This window comes from Saxibacter everestensis, assembly GCF_025787225.1.
Taxonomy (GTDB): domain Bacteria; phylum Actinomycetota; class Actinomycetes; order Actinomycetales; family Brevibacteriaceae; genus Saxibacter; species Saxibacter everestensis.
This window is the reverse complement of record NZ_CP090958.1, coordinates 3,667,407-3,685,682: the sequence shown is the minus strand read 5'-3', so window position 1 is coordinate 3,685,682 and position 18,276 is coordinate 3,667,407. Positions and strand designations below refer to the sequence as shown.

At 63.4% G+C, this 18,276-nt stretch carries 20 protein-coding genes; 2 read left to right on the top strand and 18 right to left on the bottom strand.

Translation table 11 applies throughout. The features are described from left to right. Positions 1 to 388: 388 nt before the first annotated feature. The 5 genes from dnaB to aztB form a co-directional block, all read right to left on the bottom strand. Positions 389 to 1,744 carry a replicative DNA helicase gene (gene dnaB / locus LWF01_RS17400; protein WP_349638633.1) on the bottom strand — a complete coding sequence of 452 codons (1,356 nt, stop codon included), beginning with the start codon at positions 1,742 to 1,744 and terminating at the stop codon, positions 389 to 391. A gap of 526 nt (positions 1,745 to 2,270) precedes the next feature. Next, on the bottom strand, positions 2,271 to 3,503 hold the full coding sequence (gene aztD / locus LWF01_RS17395; protein ID WP_349638632.1) for a zinc metallochaperone AztD: 1,233 nt from the start codon (positions 3,501 to 3,503) through the stop codon (positions 2,271 to 2,273). A 54-nt stretch (positions 3,504 to 3,557) separates the two neighbouring features. Beyond that, positions 3,558 to 4,439 (bottom strand): zinc ABC transporter substrate-binding protein AztC, encoded by an 882-nt coding sequence (aztC, locus tag LWF01_RS17390; RefSeq protein WP_349638631.1) that lies wholly within the window; start codon positions 4,437 to 4,439, stop codon positions 3,558 to 3,560. A gap of 56 nt (positions 4,440 to 4,495) precedes the next feature. After that, positions 4,496 to 5,731: a PQQ-binding-like beta-propeller repeat protein gene (locus LWF01_RS17385; protein WP_349638630.1), complete on the bottom strand. Its 1,236-nt coding sequence runs from the start codon at positions 5,729 to 5,731 to the stop codon at positions 4,496 to 4,498. Positions 5,732 to 5,762: 31 nt separating this feature from the next. Further along, positions 5,763 to 6,596, bottom strand: a complete 834-nt coding sequence (gene aztB, locus LWF01_RS17380; RefSeq protein ID WP_349638629.1) for a zinc ABC transporter permease AztB — start codon at positions 6,594 to 6,596, stop codon at positions 5,763 to 5,765. On the opposite strand from aztB, the gene aztA reads away from it, so the two are divergent. Further along, positions 6,581 to 7,258 (top strand): zinc ABC transporter ATP-binding protein AztA, encoded by a 678-nt coding sequence (gene aztA / locus LWF01_RS17375; RefSeq protein ID WP_349638628.1) that lies wholly within the window; start codon positions 6,581 to 6,583, stop codon positions 7,256 to 7,258. The two genes, aztB and aztA, sit on opposite strands and share 16 nt — an antisense overlap. On the opposite strand, the gene LWF01_RS17370 is transcribed toward aztA, so the two are convergent. Next, complete coding sequence (locus tag LWF01_RS17370; protein ID WP_349638627.1) at positions 7,255 to 8,529, bottom strand: DUF445 domain-containing protein; 1,275 nt, start codon at positions 8,527 to 8,529, stop codon at positions 7,255 to 7,257. The two genes, aztA and LWF01_RS17370, sit on opposite strands and share 4 nt — an antisense overlap. 188 nt (positions 8,530 to 8,717) lie before the next feature. On the opposite strand from LWF01_RS17370, the gene LWF01_RS17365 reads away from it, so the two are divergent. Then, a complete protein-coding gene (locus LWF01_RS17365; RefSeq protein ID WP_349638626.1) occupies positions 8,718 to 8,840 on the top strand; it encodes a hypothetical protein in 123 nt (40 codons plus the stop codon). 172 nt (positions 8,841 to 9,012) lie between these two features. On the opposite strand, the gene rplI is transcribed toward LWF01_RS17365, so the two are convergent. The 12 genes from rplI to LWF01_RS17305 form a co-directional block, all read right to left on the bottom strand. Further along, a complete protein-coding gene (gene rplI, locus LWF01_RS17360) occupies positions 9,013 to 9,465 on the bottom strand; it encodes a 50S ribosomal protein L9 (RefSeq protein WP_349638625.1) in 453 nt (150 codons plus the stop codon). Positions 9,466 to 9,476: 11 nt separating this feature from the next. Continuing rightward, positions 9,477 to 9,713: a 30S ribosomal protein S18 gene (gene rpsR / locus LWF01_RS17355; protein WP_349638624.1), complete on the bottom strand. Its 237-nt coding sequence runs from the start codon at positions 9,711 to 9,713 to the stop codon at positions 9,477 to 9,479. A 34-nt stretch (positions 9,714 to 9,747) separates the two neighbouring features. After that, positions 9,748 to 10,320 carry a single-stranded DNA-binding protein gene (locus LWF01_RS17350; RefSeq protein ID WP_349638623.1) on the bottom strand — a complete coding sequence of 191 codons (573 nt, stop codon included), beginning with the start codon at positions 10,318 to 10,320 and terminating at the stop codon, positions 9,748 to 9,750. A 29-nt stretch (positions 10,321 to 10,349) separates the two neighbouring features. Beyond that, positions 10,350 to 10,637, bottom strand: a complete 288-nt coding sequence (gene rpsF / locus LWF01_RS17345) for a 30S ribosomal protein S6 (protein WP_349638622.1) — start codon at positions 10,635 to 10,637, stop codon at positions 10,350 to 10,352. Positions 10,638 to 10,811: 174 nt separating this feature from the next. Continuing rightward, positions 10,812 to 11,990 carry an FAD-dependent oxidoreductase gene (locus LWF01_RS17340; RefSeq protein ID WP_349638621.1) on the bottom strand — a complete coding sequence of 393 codons (1,179 nt, stop codon included), beginning with the start codon at positions 11,988 to 11,990 and terminating at the stop codon, positions 10,812 to 10,814. Beyond that, positions 11,974 to 12,684: a methyltransferase domain-containing protein gene (locus tag LWF01_RS17335; RefSeq protein WP_349638620.1), complete on the bottom strand. Its 711-nt coding sequence runs from the start codon at positions 12,682 to 12,684 to the stop codon at positions 11,974 to 11,976. Before LWF01_RS17335 ends, LWF01_RS17340 begins: the two co-directional genes overlap by 17 nt. Positions 12,685 to 12,693: 9 nt before the next feature. Further along, the gene (locus LWF01_RS17330; protein ID WP_349638619.1) at positions 12,694 to 13,914 is read right to left on the bottom strand and encodes a type III polyketide synthase; all 1,221 of its coding nucleotides are present in this window, start codon (positions 13,912 to 13,914) and stop codon (positions 12,694 to 12,696) included. A gap of 94 nt (positions 13,915 to 14,008) precedes the next feature. After that, the gene (locus LWF01_RS17325) at positions 14,009 to 14,476 is read right to left on the bottom strand and encodes an aminoacyl-tRNA deacylase (RefSeq protein WP_349638618.1); all 468 of its coding nucleotides are present in this window, start codon (positions 14,474 to 14,476) and stop codon (positions 14,009 to 14,011) included. After that, the gene (gene mtnB / locus LWF01_RS17320; protein ID WP_349638617.1) at positions 14,473 to 15,147 is read right to left on the bottom strand and encodes a methylthioribulose 1-phosphate dehydratase; all 675 of its coding nucleotides are present in this window, start codon (positions 15,145 to 15,147) and stop codon (positions 14,473 to 14,475) included. The genes LWF01_RS17325 and mtnB overlap by 4 nt, the downstream gene beginning before the upstream one ends. After that, entirely contained in the window at positions 15,144 to 15,878 is a 735-nt protein-coding gene (gene mtnC / locus LWF01_RS17315; RefSeq protein ID WP_349638616.1) for an acireductone synthase, read from the bottom strand. The genes mtnB and mtnC overlap by 4 nt, the downstream gene beginning before the upstream one ends. Before the next feature lie 13 nt (positions 15,879 to 15,891). After that, complete coding sequence (mtnK, locus tag LWF01_RS17310) at positions 15,892 to 17,289, bottom strand: S-methyl-5-thioribose kinase (protein WP_349638615.1); 1,398 nt, start codon at positions 17,287 to 17,289, stop codon at positions 15,892 to 15,894. Next, positions 17,286 to 18,275 carry a nucleoside hydrolase gene (locus LWF01_RS17305; protein WP_349638614.1) on the bottom strand — a complete coding sequence of 330 codons (990 nt, stop codon included), beginning with the start codon at positions 18,273 to 18,275 and terminating at the stop codon, positions 17,286 to 17,288. The genes mtnK and LWF01_RS17305 overlap by 4 nt, the downstream gene beginning before the upstream one ends. Position 18,276: the final 1 nt, after the last annotated feature.

Here is an 18,276-nt window from a genome sequence, read left to right as displayed (position 1 = left end):
CCTGGATCAGCTCGACTTCGGTTGCCCGAGGCCGCCGCAGTCTATCCGCCGGTCCCTGGCTCCTCCGTTTGGCCGCGTTGCGCCCTGTCCGCCACTTCCGAGGCGTCGGGTGGGAGAGGATCGGTCGCAGGTGGAACGTCGTCAGGAGCGCCTTCAAGATCAGGAGTATCTTCTCTCATGAGTCTGACAAGATGTGTTTCCTTTTCCACCCGAAGGTCATTCCGACTTAGGAACAGCCCGGTGAAAGCTGCGTCATTCGTCTCCCTCTCCGGCATCCTTGCCGAATCAACACCCACGGACGCTGGCCCTTTGGCCCAGGTCGGAGTGCGAACGGCATCTCGCGTCGCCGCCCGAGTGTGCGTGTTGCGGCTGCCGGCTACGGCTGCGCCTAGTCGTGCGCCATATCGACGAACCGCGAGTAGTGGCCCTGGAAAGCAACGGTAATCGTGTCGGTTGGGCCGTTACGGTGCTTGGCCACGATCAAGTCGGCCTCACCAGCGCGACCGCTCTCCTTGTCGTAGAGATCCTCACGATGCAGCAAGATGACCATGTCAGCATCTTGCTCGATCGAACCGGATTCGCGAAGGTCGGAGATCATCGGTTTCTTATCCGTACGCTGTTCCGGACCACGATTCAGCTGGGACAGCGCGATGACAGGCACCTGGATTTCCTTGGCGAGCAACTTCAGCGCACGCGAGAACTCCGAAACCTCCTGCTGACGTGACTCCACCTTCTTGCCCGAGGACATCAGCTGCAGATAATCGATCACGACGAGTTGCAGGTTATTGCGCTGCTTCAGGCGTCGGCATTTCGCCCGAATCTCGACCAGCGACATGTTCGGGCTGTCATCGATGAACAGCGGCGACTCATTAACCTGCCCCATCGTGCGGGCAAGCCGGGTCCAGTCGTCATTGTTCAGGTCACCTTTGCGCAGCTTCTGCAACGGAATCCGTGCCTCCGCCGAAAGCAGACGCATGCTGAGCTCGGTGCGTCCCATTTCCAGCGAGAAAACGACGGACGCCATATTGTGTTTGATCGCCGCCGAACGCACAATGTCCAGAGCGAAGGTCGATTTGCCCACAGCCGGCCTAGCAGCGACGACGATCATCTGACCGCCCTGCAGCCCGTTGGTCAGCGCATCCATGTCGGCAAAGCCGGTGGGCACGCCGATCATGCCGTCGCCGTGATCCCCGGCCTTCTCGATTTCCTCAACGGTGTGTTCGATGATCTCGCCGAGAACCACATAGTCCTCGGTTGTGCGCCGCTCTGTGACCGCGTACACCTCGGCCTGGGCGTTGTTCACCACATCGTCGACGTCGCCCTCGGCGTCATACCCCAGCTGTACGATGCGGGTGCCGGCCTCGACCAGTCGGCGAAGCACGGCGCGTTCCCGGACGATTTCCGCGTAGTACCCAGCATTGGCAGCCGTCGGCACGGACGAAATCAGGGTGTGCAGATAGGCTGCGCCGCCGACCCGGCCGATCTCGCCGCGCTTGGTCAGCTCATGCGATACGGTGACGGCGTCGGCGGGTTCCCCCTTTGCGTAGAGGTCGGTGATTGCCTCATAGATCGACTCGTGTGAGGGCCGGTAGAAGTCGTCGCCCCTGAGCACCTCGACGACGTCGGCAACTGCGTCTTTTGAAAGCATCATTCCGCCGAGAACGCTTTGCTCCGCGGCGACGTCCTGGGGCGGGGTTCGGGTATTGGTAGATGACGAATAATCAGCGACTGCTTCTACTGCCAATTAGTCCCCCGGGATGATCTATGAGTTCGGCTCTACTGTTAGGTCTACCGCCTGGCACTGACAGAGCCGGCCGTCCGCTCAGACCGAAAATTGTCATTGCCCCAGCTACGCCGGAAGCTCCACCGTAACGGCCACCACCGAGCTTGGCGAACTGCCCTGTGGGCCGGCCTGTGGACAAGATGTGGATCGACGCACCGATGCTGTGCACAGTGTGTGGAGAAGGCTGTGGATAGAGAATTTCTTACCGCGCCAAAGGGCCTCTGACCTGCGGAAACACGGTGTCCCAGCCTGTGCACAAAAGAAACTTCTTCGGCGAATCGAACAGAATACGAAGAGGTTTCCCACAGGTACACCCCTCGGCCTGTGGAGATACCGGCCAGTAGCATGGCTCCCAGCCCCGGTGACGACGAAGGCCAAAGTCACCTGCGTTCCAGACCATGGTCTGGCTTCGTCTGCACGCTTGAAAGCGCCCTCGGCTGTAGTCGCCAAGAGCGCTTTCACGTAGCAAGGCAGTTGCCGTGTCTGGCTACCCGGTCACTCCTGTGACCTCGTTGGTCTTATGTGGCAGTTCGGCGGTGTTTATCACCTCACCGGTGGAGAGATCCACGGCGTGGAGAGAATTCTTCGCCGGCTCCGAGACGTATGCGCGGTCTCCTTGCACGAACAGTGTCGGGCGGACCTGCTGCCAATCGGTCGGTTCCTTCCAATCATCGGTGACCGGGTAGGAGTCGGTGACTTCACCGGTCTCGGCGTCGATGACATGTAGCTTGCCGTCGGTTCCAAGGACCAGCGCTTCGCCGTCAGGGCCGCGTCCGAGTGACCGGAAGCTATATGAGGCGTTCAGGTCGACGAGCTTCATTTCGCCGATTTCGGTGTTGGTCAGGGTGATGCGCTCGGGCCGTTCGACTTCGGCATCTTCGTCGACTTTGTAGTCGCCGAGGACAACCGGCGATTCATCAGATCCAGCCTGGTTGCCAATCCGACCGTAGTCGTCCGGGGACTCGACCTTGGTAAACTTTCCGTTCTTGTAATAGAGAATTCCGTCTTCGCAACCAAGGGCGACCACGTCGCCCTTCGCGGCTGCCTCGCCATGGACTCCAGGGCATTCGTCATTTCTGGTGATCTCATTGCCGTCGGTATCGAGTACTAGAGCACCGGAGCGCTCATCCTCAGTGCCGATAGTGTGTAGCAGCTCGCCGTTCTCCAGCTGTACTGCCACTCCGTGATGTGGTTCTTCGGCCTCGACTGTTTTCGGCTTTGACGCGCCCGACAGGAAGTCATCGGTGTTGAATATCTGGATCCGCCCATCGCCATCACCGAAGAGCACAGTCGTTTCACCGTGCTGGACCACATGGCCTGGCGTATCAGTTTCGTAGACGGTGTCTGTCAGAGACGGGGGTCCTGCATAGCTGTGGGCATGGTTGCCGTGTTCTTCAGACCATACCCCGACATCGAATAGCCGGAATCCGTTGGCGACCGAGACCATGACGTGCCGACCGTCGCCAACTGGGTTGACCCGGTTGAAGCCTTCGAGCGGGATATCGTCGACGACTTCGAGCGTCTCAGCGTCAAGGGTCATGATGCCCCCGTCGTAGGTCGTCACCAATCGTGGCCGGGGAGCCTCGGCCTCTTTGGCTGACGCTTCTGTACCTTCAGCTGCATGTTCGCGGTCATCTTCAGCGGCGGCACATCCGCCCAGCAGAACTGCAGCGGCCAGAACGGCCGACCACGATGTCGCAAGTTTGTGTTGTGTTCTCATACTTCTCATCTCATTCTGTTTTTTCAGTGGTTGAACGCGGCCTATCCGTGATGCCTACCGGCCCTGGTTTAACCCGTTTGCTATGCGGTCAGCGTTACCCCGCTGCATGTCGATGTAGGTGCCAGCTTCCTCATCGGGCTCGGTCAGCGATTCCGAGAACAACGGGATCACCTCAACATCGATGTCGACTTCTTCTGACAGGACCTCGGCTAGCCGCCGCGGCTGGGATGAATCCGCAAATATCGCGGGCACCCCCGCGCTCTCAATGGTCCTGGCGAGGTCCTCAAGATCGGCCGCCGACGGCGACGCCAGAGTCGTGCCGCTGGGCAGCACTGCGCCGACGACGTCGTAGCCGAACCGATCGGCGAAGTAGCCGAAGACATGGTGGTTCGTCACCAGCTTCCGTCGCTCTTCGGGAATGTCCTCTGCTGTTCGGTTGATGTCGGTGTCGAGTTGCTCGAGTTGCGCCTGATACTTCTCGGCAGACGGCGCAATGTCCTCAGCCACACTGGTCCCGGCTTCCTCGGCCACGGCAGCGGTGATCACATCGACCGCTTTGACCATTCGCGCGGGGTCGGTCCAGAAGTGGGGGTCAGGCGCGCCAGCGGTCTCTCCCGACGTGTACTCGAGAGGGTCGAGGTGCTCGCCAACTTCGAGTATCTGCACACCTTCGCTTGCGGCGTTGTCCAGATTCGCTTCCAACCCTTCCTCGAGCCCAAGACCGTTAGCGACAATAAGGTCGGCGCTCTCCATCGCGCCTGCTTCTTTGGCGGAGATACCGAAGGAGTGCGGATCAGCATTCGGCTTCATCAGGACCATGACCTCGGCATTGCCGCCGACGATCTTATTCACTACGTCGCCGAGGATGTTCGTCGTGACCACGATGCTCGGCCGCTGGCTGGCCTCCGAACACGCACCGATTGATCCGAGGACCACGACTGCGAGAACAGCTCCGATTGCGCCGCGAAGTCTTCTCGGTGACTTCCCGTGCATCATCGACCCGTCACTGCCAAGCCAGCAGGCTGTCCGCCTAGGTCGAAGTTGCGCGCCTCGCGCAGCCCGTCGGCAGTATCGAGCTCGACCACCCGTCCGCCAACTGGGTCGCTGACGTAGGTACGCTCGCGATCCACGGCAACCGATGGCCCACCACTGTGCGAGTCGGCTTCGGGCCCCACGGGCTCGATCACCTTCTCTTCAGCCAGCACCTCGCCGGTCTTCGGGTCGATCGCATAGACGGTGCCGTCCTCATCCAGAGCCACAGTCGTCGAATCATCCGGGGCCACCCCCACTGAGATCACCGGGGCCGTGGTGTCTGCGAACTGCCACTCCCCTGACTCAGGAGAGAGAATTCCAACACCTCCGCCGTCGAATGGGACAGCGATGAGGTCCCGGCCGGCCTTCATGGACCACGCGCGCTCATCGCCTGCCTCACCCGGATACGACAGCAACTCGGCGTCGAAGTCCTCATTGACGCTGATCACACCGTCAGCACAGGCGAACACCAGTCCTTCGCGGCTGGCAGCGGCGCCGTGGATCTGCTCACACGACACGTCCATTGCCGAACTCTTTCCCGCTTCGTCGTAGACAGCGAGAGCGGAGGGCAGGTCGTCCGGCCGGTCTCCGGGGACAGTGGAGACGACGTGATCCTCGTACGGCACAGCCACGCCGTGGTGTGGACCGGGACTCGCAGTTCCGGTCTCCTTGAGTTCCCCGTTGTCGAAGGCGGTCCGATCATAGATCTTGGCCGCCCCGTCACCGTCGAAGAAGAACGCTACGGCAGTACCTTCGGAGACCACGTGTGCGGGGTCAGTACCGCTGACCTCCCCGACCACCTGGGGGTCGGCACGATAGTAATGTTTGTGATCGCCGTGGTCGACAGTCCACGCGCCGGTGTCGACAACAGTGACAGCACCCGCTTTAGCGTCCCCGAGATAGACATAACGACTATCAGCCGCTAAAAGTTGAGTCTCCGGCGTGGCGGGCACCTCCTGGATGACTTCTTCAGTGAGGAGGTCGAGCATGGAAACTCGCCCGGTATCAGCGTCGCTGACGGCCAGCCGCAGCTGCGGCTCGTCAGCCTCCTCAGCGCCCTCGACATAACCATGCGGCGTGGGCGGTTCGCTTCCATTAGACGTGGCAGCTCCCTCGCCGCCCGTCTGGCACGCCGACAGTGCAATAAGACCGATCAGGGCACAGGTCGAAGCAGCCATAGTTCTGGGGTTCTGCATAATTTCTTTCTAGTGATAATGATTCTGTTTCTCATTTAGCTGTTCGATCGTACCCCATGAGCGAGCGTTTCGCGATGAGCACTGCGAAGAATGTCAGCACAGTCAGCACTGCAATGGTCGCTCCAGCTGATGTCTCGGCATACCAGCTGATGAGCAGGCCTACATAGGTCGCGAGGGTGCCGATCGCTGCCGAAGCGGCCATGATGGCTCCGATGCGACTGAACAATAGATACGCCGTCGCCGGCGGCCCGATCAGCAGGCCGAAGACCAACAGTGTGCCGACGATCTGAAACGAGGCCACAGTTGCCAGGGCGGTAATCGCCAGCATCCCGACGTGGGCCCACTGCGGTCGAAGGCGGAGGGTGGTCGCTTTGCGCTCATCGAAAGCCAAAGCCAGAAACGGCCGGTGAAGGAGAACGCTGGCCAGCACTCCGAGTCCGGTGGCAACAGCCAAGAACAGCAGGTCCTGCCTCCGGACTCCGAGAACGTCGCCGAACAGGAAGCCCGTTAGGTCTACGGCAAAGGACTGTGAATGGGAGACGATGACGACGCCCACGGCCAGCATGCCCACGAATAGCAGACCGATACTAACGTCCTGAGACAGCTTCGATTCCCGCGCGACCCACGTGATCCCCGCCGCCATCACCAAAGCACTCAGCGCAGCCCCGAGGATGAGGTTGCCGCCCAACAAAGCGGCGATCGCTACCCCGGGTAGCATCCCATGCGACATCGCATCACCGAAGAACGCGAGTCCGCGTAAAACCACCCACGTTCCGATGCAGCCGCAAAGTATTGCTGCGAGCGCACCCGCGATTAATGCGCGAAAGACGAACGACACTTCGAAAGGGGATGTCAGAAGTTCCACATGTTGATGATAACGGTTATCATCAACATGTGCGTGCGTCCATTACCGTCTCCAATGTCACTTGCCATTACGGCCACCAGCCCGCGTTGTGCGACATCAATCTCACGATGCCCGCCGGCCACATCACCGCGCTAACGGGCTCCAACGGCTCCGGCAAGACCACTGTCCTCTCTGCACTGGGAGGCATCCTCGAGCCCAGCAGGGGACAGATCACCGGGCTGCCTGAGAACGTCGCTTTCGTCCTGCAGCGCAGCGCAGTCTCCGATCAGCTGCCAATCACCGTGAAGCAGACGGTCGCGATGGGGCGCTGGAGAGCCCGCGGCATGTTCGGAAGGCTTAACCATGAGGACAGTCGAATCATCCACGATAGCCTCGAACAAATGCGCATCAGCGACCTCGCCGGGCGCCGCATCGGCACGCTCTCCGGAGGCCAGCGTCAGCGCTGCCTGGTTGCCCAGGGTCTTGCACAGCGTCCAGATCTGCTGCTCCTCGACGAGCCTCTCGCCGGCGTCGACTTTGAAGCCGCGGAGTGCATCGCGCGGGCGATCGAGGCCGAACGGTCCCGCGGCGTCACCATCGTCCTCGCGACGCATGACGTCGGCCAGGCCGAACAATGCGATCACGTCGTCCATCTTGAGCAGGGACGAGTCTGCTACAGCTAGCCCAGGACCAGAGTGAGCGCGTGAATTCCGAGGCCAACGAGCGCGCCGACAACCGTGCCGTTAATCCGGATGAACTGCAGGTCGCGGCCCACGTGCAGCTCAATCTTCTCCGCCGCCTCATTGCCGTCCCAGCGCTCAACCGTGTCTGAGATGACCGTAGCCAGTTCAGGACCGAATGAGGTCGCAATGGTTTCGGCCGCCGAAGCCAGCTGGCTATCGATGCGCTGCTGGAACTCCGGCTCCGCGGTCAGCCGCTCCGCAAGGTCTCCGAGCGCCTCGATACCTCGCCGTCGCAGCACGCCCTCCTCGTCATCCAGGGCCTCGATCAGCGCGCGCTGGATCGACCTCCAGAGCGCCGTGACCGTATCGGCAAGGCCAGGCCGGGTCAACGCCCGGTTGATCACGGCCTCCGTGCGCGCCATGGTGCCGGCGTCGTGTTGCATATCATCGGCGAGCTTTGCGAGCAGTTCGTCAAGTGATTTACGTGCCGGGTGATCCGGACGATCCCGGACGTCCGACACCCAGCCCAGCAACTCCTGGCGGATCCGGTTCGTCACCTGGGCGTTGACCCACTGAGGTACCCAGGACGGCGCACGGCCCGCCACCACCCGCTCCACCACGTCCGGGTTCCGGGTCAGCCAGGCGTAGGACTCGGTCGCCACCAGATCGACCAGGCCATGATGGCTGCCGTCCTCGACCACCCCAGCCAGAAAATGGCCCAACAGCGGACTCTTCTCTGCCTCGGCGAGTTTCGGCAGCATCACCTGTTCGACCAGACTCTCCACGTCCGCGTCCTTGACCTTGGAGATGCCGACGCTAGCTATTCCGGCGGCCCGGACCACGACCTTTTGCCGGTTTTCGACCGGTTTCAACCACTCGCCAAGGCGGCGCGCCGGCTCGGCGCGCAACACCTTGTCCTTGACCACGGCGCCATCGAGGAAGTTGGTCGCGACGAACTCGGTAAGGCTCTGGCCCAGCACTTCCTTGCGCTTCGGAATGATCGCGGTGTGCGGAATAGGCAGACCCAGGGGATGCCGGAACAGCGCTGTCACGGCAAACCAGTCGGCCAGCGCACCAATCATGGCGGCCTCGGCGCCTCGGTTCACGAAGCCCCATACGCCGGTCCGGTCGGTCAGCGTCTGGGTAAGGACGAAGATGATTGCCGCGAGAATCAATAGCGAGACTGCGATAACTCGCATCTTGCGTAGCGCCCGCAACCGGATCAGGTCGGCTTCGCCCATGGCGGTCGATGCGTTCAAAGACAGGGACATGAGCTAATCGTGTCATGTTTCGTTGCCTTGGCCAGGCAGGCTATCCGGCACCCACTATCGATGAATGGCCTGACCGGTCTGGGGGTCTGACATCTCCGGCTGCCGGGCACGTCGAACTGCTTTGTTACTCGTCACCCCCCACCCGGGAGGGACGACGCGGTTAAGCTGACCTAGAGCCGAGGGTCTCGATGCTCCGAACGCCCCTCGGGGAACTGGCGATCAGGCCTACTCCCAACGAGCTTTACCAGCAGGACGATCACGACAGCCACGACCGCGACCACCACCAGCGCAAGGCCAAGCAGAATCGCTAAATGTTCGGGGGCAAATCTCACCGGAATGTCCTTCTTTCGCTAGGCCTGCTGGGACGACTGTGCCGTAACCATTTACGCACAGCCTGAACCAGGCGTGCCTCAGGCCTCCCGCCGAAGACAGCAAAAAGGCGCCGGGCAGCAGAACTGCCACGGCGCCTTTCGGCTGATGCGGTTACTCGCCGGCAACGACCTCGAGGTCGATCGTCGCGAGAACATCTTCGTGCACGCGCACGGTTGCCTGGTAGTTGCCCAGCGTCTTGATGTGCGCGGGGATCTCTACCTTGCGGCGGTCGATCTTGGTGCCGCTGGCGGCCTCGACGGCCTCTGCGACCAGTGTCGGCGTCACGGTGCCGAAGAGGCGTCCGTTGTCGCCGGCCTTGGCGGCCAGCTTCACCGACTTGGCTTCCAGCGTTGCCTTCAGGGCCTTGGCGTCATCGAGGTTTGCGACCTCGCGAGCCTTGCGAGCTGCGCGGATCGAGCCGATCTGCTTCTCGCCGCCCTTGGACCAGGCCACGGCGAAACCGCGAGGAACCAGGTAGTTGCGCGCGTAACCGTTCTTCACCTCGACGACATCGCCGGGGGTACCGAGGCCGGTGACCTCATGGGTCAGAATGAGCTTTGCCATTGTGGTTCCCCTTAGCGAGCGGAGCTCGAGTAGGGAAGCAGAGCCATTTCGCGGGCGTTCTTAACGGCCTTCGCGATCAGACGCTGTTCCTGAACGGAGACACCGGTCACCCGACGGGCGCGGATCTTGCCGCGGTCCGAAATGAACTTGCGCAGCATTGCGGTGTCTTTGTAATTGATTGCAGCCGCCTGAGACAGCGACAGCGGATTTGCCTTTTTCTTAGGCTTCCGGAGTTCCGGCTTTGCCATGATGGTCTCCTGTAGTGATCAATGAAGAAGTTTTTTAGAACGGGGGTTCGTCGTTGCCGGGTGCGCCCCAGCCGCCGCCTTGCCCGCTCTGTGGATTCGATGCTGCCCAAGGATCGTCCTGTGCCGCAGGCTGCGAGAAGCCGCCCTGCTGGCCACCCTGCTGAGGACCGCCGAAGCCGCCCCCCTGCTGGCCGCCACCCTGCTGGCCGCCACCGAAACCGCCGCCCTGCTGGCCGCCGCCGCGCTGGGCGCGGGTGACCTTGGCTGTGGCGTAGCGAAGCGAGGCGCCTACCTCATCGACATCGAGCTCGATGACGGTGCGCTTCTCACCCTCTTTGGTTTCGTAACTGCGCGACTTCAGCCTGCCCTGGACAACCACACGGGTTCCACGGGTAAGCGACTCCGCGACGTTCTCTGCGGCGTCGCGCCAGACCGAGCAGCGCATGAACAGCGTTTCGCCGTCCTTCCACTCGTTCGACTGACGATCGAAATTCCGTGGAGTTGAAGCAACCGTGAAGTTCGCCACCGCTGCTCCCGAGGGCGTAAAACGCAGCTCGGGGTCATTGGTGAGGTTACCCACGATCGTGATGACGGTTTCGCCTGCCATGTGAGGACTCCTGTACTAGCGTCGGCTGCTTAGGCTTCCGGGCGGAGGATCTTGGTGCGCAGGACGGTCTCATTCAGACCGAGCTGGCGATCGAGTTCCTTGGCTGTGTCCGGCGTTGCATGGAAATCAACGACGGCGTAGTAGCCTTCGGTCTTCTTCTGGATTTCGTACGCAAAGCGACGACGTCCCCAGACATCAATGTTGTCGAGAGTTCCACCGCTTGTGGGAACAACATTGAGGATCTTATCGAGCGTGGTACCGATCGAACGCTCATCGAGTTCGGGGTCCAGGATGACCATCAACTCATAGTGACGCAAAATTAACCCACCTCCTCTGGTCTAAAACGGCCACGGACTTTCCGTGGCAGGAGGGTTGCTGCGACTGTCGTGTTCGTGGATAACTGCGTTGATCCTGGCCGGATGGCCGGTAAAACGCCGAGCACAGACCTGCCAACACTACCGGGTATTCCGCCGATTACGCTAATTGGCTTTCTACAGCCCGCGCATGGTGAAAGCACCCACCAGAGCCTCGCGTGCGGGCGACCTGAGAGCCAGCCGGAATCCGGCATCCCTGATCCCGACGAGGACGGGCGGAGTTCGCCGGCCGAGTGCCATGTTGAGTTCGGCCCGCCGGGCCGCGATCCGGGCCGAGCGTAGTCGGGTGCGCTCGAAGTCCGGCAGTTCATCCTCCCGGATCCGCCGATCGCCGACCCCGCGAAGCAGGTCCACCAGCATTGGCGCCAGGGCCGCCGCGTCCAGCCAGCCCAGGTTCATGCCCTGGCCGCCGATCGGACTCAGTTCATGCGCGGCATCGCCGATCAGCATCGCGCATCCGTTGCCAGGAGACTTCTGTTCAGCAACCATCCGTTCGGCGACTGCCCGGCGCACGGCGAAAGCGCTGATCATTGTGGATGTTTCGGCGGCGACCGCTTCACCTGTCCGGATCCGGATCAGTTCGGCAAGGTCGTAAGGCCGGGCCGTCTGCTGCAATGACGGTGTCCGCACCACCCAGCGCCGGATACCGCCGGGCAGCGGGAAGGATTCAACGACGCCGCCGGGCTCCAGGTGAATGATCGCGGAGGTCCGGTCGGCGGCACCAGCGGAGTCGGCGAAGTCGCCCATCAGGTAGGTGTCCGGATAGTCCTGGGGGCGCGCCGCGATGCCAAGCCAACCGCGCATCCGGCTGCGTGCGCCGTCCGCACCGATGACGCAACGGGCGCTCAGCGACTGCCCGTCGCCCGCAACCGCGACCTCCCAGCCGGCGTCGATCCGCCGGATTCCGGTGACTGTGCGGCCGCGCTGCATGGCGGCCGGGGCCAGCCGATGCAGCCGATCCTCGAGCAGGCGCTGGGTCGCGTTCTGCGGCAGGGCAAGCACGAACGGAAACTTGGGCGATGCCGTCGCCAGCGAAAGCGTCCCGACCGTACTGCCCCTGCTGCGCAGCACACCGGTGTCAATCCGCGTGCCGGCCGCGATGATCCGGTCTGCCAGGCCGATTCTCGCGAAGGCCTGCAGCGCCGGCGGATGGATCCCGATCGCACGGGAGTGCCCGTCCAGTTCGGCTCGCGCCTCCAGCACCCGCACCTTCAGCCCGGCGGCCGTCAGCAGGCAGCCGAGGAACGTGCCGACCGGCCCGCCACCGACGATGACGACGTCAAGCATGGCCGGCATCGAACTCCCGGACCAGCAGGTTGCGCAACCGGGTATCGCTCTCCGCACTCCAGCCCGGCGGGGCTATGTCGCGCAGCTCCGGCAGCGTGTAGCTGCGTCTGATCGAGGTCAGGCCATCCGGACGAATGAATGAGCCGGGAGAGAACGGCAGGGAGCCTATCGAGAACAAGCGGTAGGCCAGCAGCGAACGGGCGATGTCGCTGTGCACGGCGTAGGAGTTCGCCAGCCGCTCGCAATCGGCCAGCATCGCCGCGGTTTCTTCCGTACATAGGTGGTGCAGCACATGGTTGGAAATGACCACGTCGAAGCGCTGGCCCTCGCGAACCAGGTCGCTGCTGGCCGCCTGACGGTAGGAGACCCGCTCGGCCGGACGCTGCACCGCGAAGTTGTACGCCCGCTGGTCGGGATCGATGGCGGTGACGTGCAGGTCTATTCCGTCGCGCGCGGCCCACCGGGCAAACGCCCTGGCCAGGTCTCCTCCCCCGGAGCCGATATCGAGCAGCGTGTGTTCGCGATCGCCGGCGAGACGATCACGGATCCGGTTCCGGTAGACCCCGCGCCATCCGGCGACCACGGCGTTGACCAGGGGGAACTGGGCATAGGTCCGGTTGAGTTTCCGCGGATCGCAGCCAGGTTCGTCCATCTGCTCGATTTCGTCAACCGCTCGGTGCCGGAGATCGGGGCGGCCCATCATAGGTTTCACTCAGCCGGTCGCTACAGCGGGGAGCCGGGTCAGCAGGGCGGTTTCCACGGTGAGTCCCGGCCCGAACGCCATCGCGGCCACTCGCTCGTCCCGGTCCGGAACGCTCTCGTCCGCCAGCGTCTCGCCTGGACCCGTCTCGCCCGGAAGGATCGCGCCCAAGCTCGCCTCGCGCCGCCCGTCAAGTATGTGTTTGAGCACGAAGAGGATGGTGGCGCTGCTCATGTTGCCGTAATCGCGCAGTGTGTCGCGCGACGGTATCAACTGCGCCTCGCTGAGCCCGAGCTTGGCCTCCACCTTGTCCAGGATGCTGCGGCCGCCCGGATGAATGGCCCAGTGCCGCACGCTCTCCTTCGGTGAACGTGCCAGCTCAGGCTCCTCGGCCAGCAGCGGCTCCAGGGCGCCGAGAATGTGCTCATCTATGATGTGCGGCACGTACTTGCTCAAGACCATTTCGAAGCCGTGATCGCCGATCGTCCACGCCATATCGCCCTCGCCGACCGGCGTGATCACGGTGCCGAACCTGTCGATACGCAGGGCGGCAGTGTCCTGCCCGGGCGGTTTCGCGGTGACGACGGCGGCTCCGGCGCCATCGGCAAAAACAGATGAAGCGACGATAGTGTCCGGATCATTGGAAACCCGGACGTGCAGGGTGCACAGCTCGGTGCTGACCACGAGGACGACGGCATCCGGGTCGGCGCGGCAGAAATCCGCCGCCACGCGCAGCGCAGGCAGCGAGGCATAGCAACCCATGAACCCCAGATGCTGCCGGCTCACCGTCGGGGCGAGACCGAGCTCGCGCACCAGCATGAAGTCCGGCCCGGGGGCGAAGAATCCGGTGCAGGACACCGTGACGACATGCGTGACATCGGCGGCGTCGATGCCGTCGCAGGCCTTCAGAGCTCGCTTGCCTGCTTCGACGAACAGCTCCGCGGCCCGGCTGGTGTACACCCGATTGCGGATGGCGGTGCCGGGGTTGAGCATCTGCGCGGTGTCGCGATCGAAGAAGACCGGCTCGGCGCGGAGATCACGATCCTGCTCGAAGTCGAAGTCGTCGATAACGCTGTACCGCCGCTCGATACCGGAAGCGCTGAAGGTTGAATGGATGAGCCGCTGTCCCAACCGGCCGAGGCCAGGCTGCGCGGCAAAGGCGTCGCGGGTCTGATCCTGCTGCAGAACTGTCGTGGGTACGGCTGTCTCGATCGACCTGATATAGACGCTCATACGTCACTGTAGGCCGCGCTGCGCCGGTTTGTCGCGAGCCTGGATGGCTATTTCAAACACCACCCGCGCCAAACCAGCACGTGATATCGCGGAGCTAATCGCTGATATCGGCGACCTCGGCCGAGAACGAGTCGATCAATCCGTCCGCGTCGACGAAGAGACTGTAACCGTGAGCACCCGCGCCCATCGCGATCCGTTCACCCCGAATCCGCTCATCGGCATACACCGGCCATTCGGTCGAGCTGCCGAACGGCGTAATCGTGCCCCGCTGATAACCCGTCGCCTCGAGTGCCTCCTCGGCGGGCGGCATCGTCAGCTTGTTCACGCCGACCACGGCACGCAGCTTCGGCCACGAGATCTGCCGATCCCCTGGAATCAGGGCGAACAGGTAACCGCCGCGGCGCCGCACCACGAGCGTTTTGACGATGCCACGCGGCGGAATGCCCAGGATCGCCGCGGCTTCCTCCAGGCTGTCGGCCGCGGGACGTTCCACGAATTGGACCGAGACACCGCGTTCCTCGGCTGCCGCCTCCGCTCTCAACCTGCCGGCCAGATCTGTCATCTTGCTGGCTCCCGCGTCTCCACCTTGAAGCGAAGCAGCCATTCGATGATCTCCGCGTGCTGCCGGGCCTGCAACAGGTCGGCGCCCCAGGCGTAAATGCCATGGTTGGCCACGATCAGAACGGGAACTTCGGCAACGTCATCGGTGGCAGGAACATAGGCTTGCTCGAAAGCGTCACCGAGCACGGTCATGTCCTGATCGTTCGGCACCACCGGCACAGTGACGGTCTGGTCATGCGCGCTGTGCCCGATGCCCTTGAGCATTTCCATGTCGCGAATCGGCACGCCATCCGGAAAGTAGTGCCCGGCGAGAACCGCCGACAACTGATGAACGTGCACGACCGCGCCCGCGCCGGTAACCTCCGCGATACGGGCGTGCAGGCCGGCCTCGGCCGACGGCCGTAGCCCGGCACGAAGCAGCGCCGGCTGACCTGGCGCCTGCGGGATGTCGACCGGCTCACCCAAGCGGTCGATGACCACAATGTCGGCCCCCGTCAGTTCATTCTTGTCCAGACCGGATGCAGTGACGGCGAGCCGCAACGGATTCCGGGTCAGGGTGACCGAAAGGTTGCCGGAGGTTCCGCGCATCCAGCCCATACCGGCGAACCGAGCCGATTCAGCGGCGAGTGCGCGCCCGGCAGCTTCCAGGGTCGCCCGTTCCGGAGCGGTCACAGCCGACTGACTTCGACGTCAGCGAAGCTGCCGACCACCGGAGCATCCCCGAAATCGGCACCGAACCAGGGCTCGCCCTCGCGGGAGAAAGCCAGCACCTGCCAGCCGGCGTGCGACGCGGCGGCGATTTCCTCCGGGTGATCGGAGAAAAACACCAGCTGTCCCGGCTCGTCACCCAGAGCCCTGGCAATGGTGCGGTAAGACTCCGCGGCCTTCTTCGGCCCCGCCTTGACGGTGTCGAAGTAGTCGGTGATCAACCCGGACAGGTCACCCTCCGGCGAATATTTGAACCATGGACGCTGCGAGGTCACCGAGCCGGATGAAAACACCGCAAGGCGCACTCCCGAGGCATGCCAGGCGTGCAGCTTAGGAATCACGTCATCGAAGAACTGCGAGGTAATCTCGTGCCGCTCGAAGCCCTCGGCCCAGATCTGACCCTGAAGCGTCTTCAGCGGGGTGGCCTTCACATCCGAGTCCATCCACGCGAGCAGCGCAGCCACAATGTCCTCATCGCTCGCATCGGGCGGCAGCTCGGCGTCCGTGATGGCCTGCGCGCGGGCATCCGCCACTTCCTCGTCGTCCGCATGCTCCTGCAGCCATGGCAGCAGCCGGGGGCGGGCGTAATCGTAAAGATCGCCCAGAATGAACCCGGCTGCGCTTGTGGTGCCCTCCAGGTCGAGTACGACGGTGCGCGCGGCGAGAGCTACCGGCGTGGGAGTGGATGACGTCACTTGGTTCCTGCTTTCATTCGGTCGTGGTACCGGCCGGGGAAAGAACGGCACCAGTCAGTTCGGCGGGTGAGGCGTAGTCATGCCGGCCGGTGATCCAGCGGACGGCGCGATTCAGCACCACCCGCTGGGCTCCGGCACGCGCCCAATCCGGCAATGATTCCAGATCAGCCGCGTGTGAATACCCAACGACCCGGCGCACCGATTCAATCCCGGCGTACCCGACCGCATCCGAAAACACCTCTGCTAACAAGACTTCAAGGTAATCATCGCTGAAAACGGTATCCGCTCGCTCCGACCAGTGCTTTCGCCACGCCGAGACGAAAGCGCCCCAGGATGTGCCGATAGCGGCATCCCGCTGCCAGGCCAGAGAATCCAGGCCAACCGCCCGGGCAGCATCGGCGGCTATCGACAGGTTGGACCAGAACAGCCCGAGGTCGAAGCCGATCGGGCCGACAAAGCTGAACTCGGGGTCGAAGACAGTGGTGACCTGCGCCAAATCCCGTCGTCCAACCATCACCGAGCCGGAGTGCAGGTCTCCGTGCAGCAACGCCTGCGCGCACGACATGAAGCGATGGCGCAGAACCGACAACTCACGGCGCAACTCGGTGTTCGCATAAAGCGCCCGGGCGTCTGCTTCGAAGCCGGCCGGGATCTTGTTGTGCTCGTGCTCACGATAGGGCTCGTCGAGCAGCACGTCTTCCGTCATCCGGCACAGGTCCGGATTCACCGCCGCCGCTATCAGGGCCTTCCGGTCGGCGCTACCCATGCCGATATCGCTGGTGGCGAAGCTGAGTTCTCCGATGAATCGGCCGACGACCTCGCCGACAGCGGCGATGTCGATTCCGGTACCGCCCAGAGCCGGAGAACCGCCTGGGCCGCTCGAAGCCACCTCGGCGACGAAGAAGTCACGGAGCACCTCAAGATCCGAAAGATCCTCCATCACCAGAACGTGCTGGTCCTGGTCGAAGTAGTGGATGGTCGGCACGGCTTCCGGCGTCAGCCTGGCGAGGTAGTCGTAAGCCCGAGCCTCGGCCGCCGACCGGGAAGGGTCGGCCGGCCAGTCCGGCCCGGCCACCTGCACCCAGGGCGGAGCCTGTTTGACGGCGACTCCCCGTCCGCCACGGCGGGCGATGAAAACCCGGTTCATGTTCCCTGCGGTCACCTCGTGCACGACGATGCCGGCATCCACCGGCTCGGCGTTTCCGTCCGCCGGCTCGGCGCCGTTTTCGCCCGAGGGTCCCGCTAGCAGGTGCAGCAGATCATGCTCCCGGAGGTAGCCGATCACGTCATCGGCGTCGCCCAGCAGCGCGTAGTCCGCGGCCGGGGCTTCGGCGGTTGGACTATCTGCGGCCGGCGTTTCAGCAACGGCAGAATCACGGGGACTGTCAGCGGCTACCGGCTGGTCGGTCACCGACGCTCTCCGTGAACGATGGTGCCAACGAAGTCAGCGAGAAAGGCTCGCCGGTCGACATCCGTCACCACGACCGTGTCGGGTGCGGACTCCACCGGCCAAGTGACCGGGAGGCCGTCATAGGTTTCCATCAGGTGCGCCCGGATTGCGAAGCCGTCGCTGGTGATGTTGACCGGGCCGAGCCGGGATTCCCGGATCCATTCCGGGTGCAGCAGCAGGCCGGCCGCCAGGCCATCGTGCGCCGGCGAGACCCGGCGGCCCCAAGCGTGCTGGTAGAAATCCATGTAGGCCTCGAGGATCTGCCCGGTGAATTCACCGGTGCGCGTCCCCGACTTATGCAGGGCGGCGACGGCATGCTCGTCGACGATGGTGCCAGCGGTGACGTTGACGCCGACCATCACCAGTCGCTCGCGCGGCGCGGCGAAGACCCGGCGGGCCGCCTCGGCGTCGTTGTGGATGTTTGCATCGACCATCTGGGCTACGCCCAGCGGCGGGAATGGACCGGATCCGCCCATCACGACGACGGACTTGAACAGGGACAGCAGGTTCGGCTCGAGCTCAAGTGCCAGCCCGAGGTTGGTCAGCGGGCCGACCGGCAGCAGGTCGTAGTAGCCGGGTCGGCTGCGGGCCATTTCGACGAGGAGTTCCGCCGAGCTCTGCGAGACAACATTCCGCGGCGGCACCCGGTCTGCGATGACGTCGCCGAGGCCATCCTTGCCGTGCACGTAGCCGGCGATCCGGGCCTCACCGCCAATCGGGCCGGCCGCGCCGACAGCAACCGGAATGTCCGGCCGGCCGGCGACATCGAGCACGTGGCCGATGTTTGTCACCGCGTCCTCGACCGGGGTGTTTCCGTACACGCTCGTGATCGCCGAGACCTCGACGTTCCGCTTTCCCAGCAGGTACAGCAGCGCGAGAGCATCGTCGATGCCGGTGTCTGTATCGACGATGATGTGGTGAGTGGTGGCACCTTCGGTGCTGGTCATG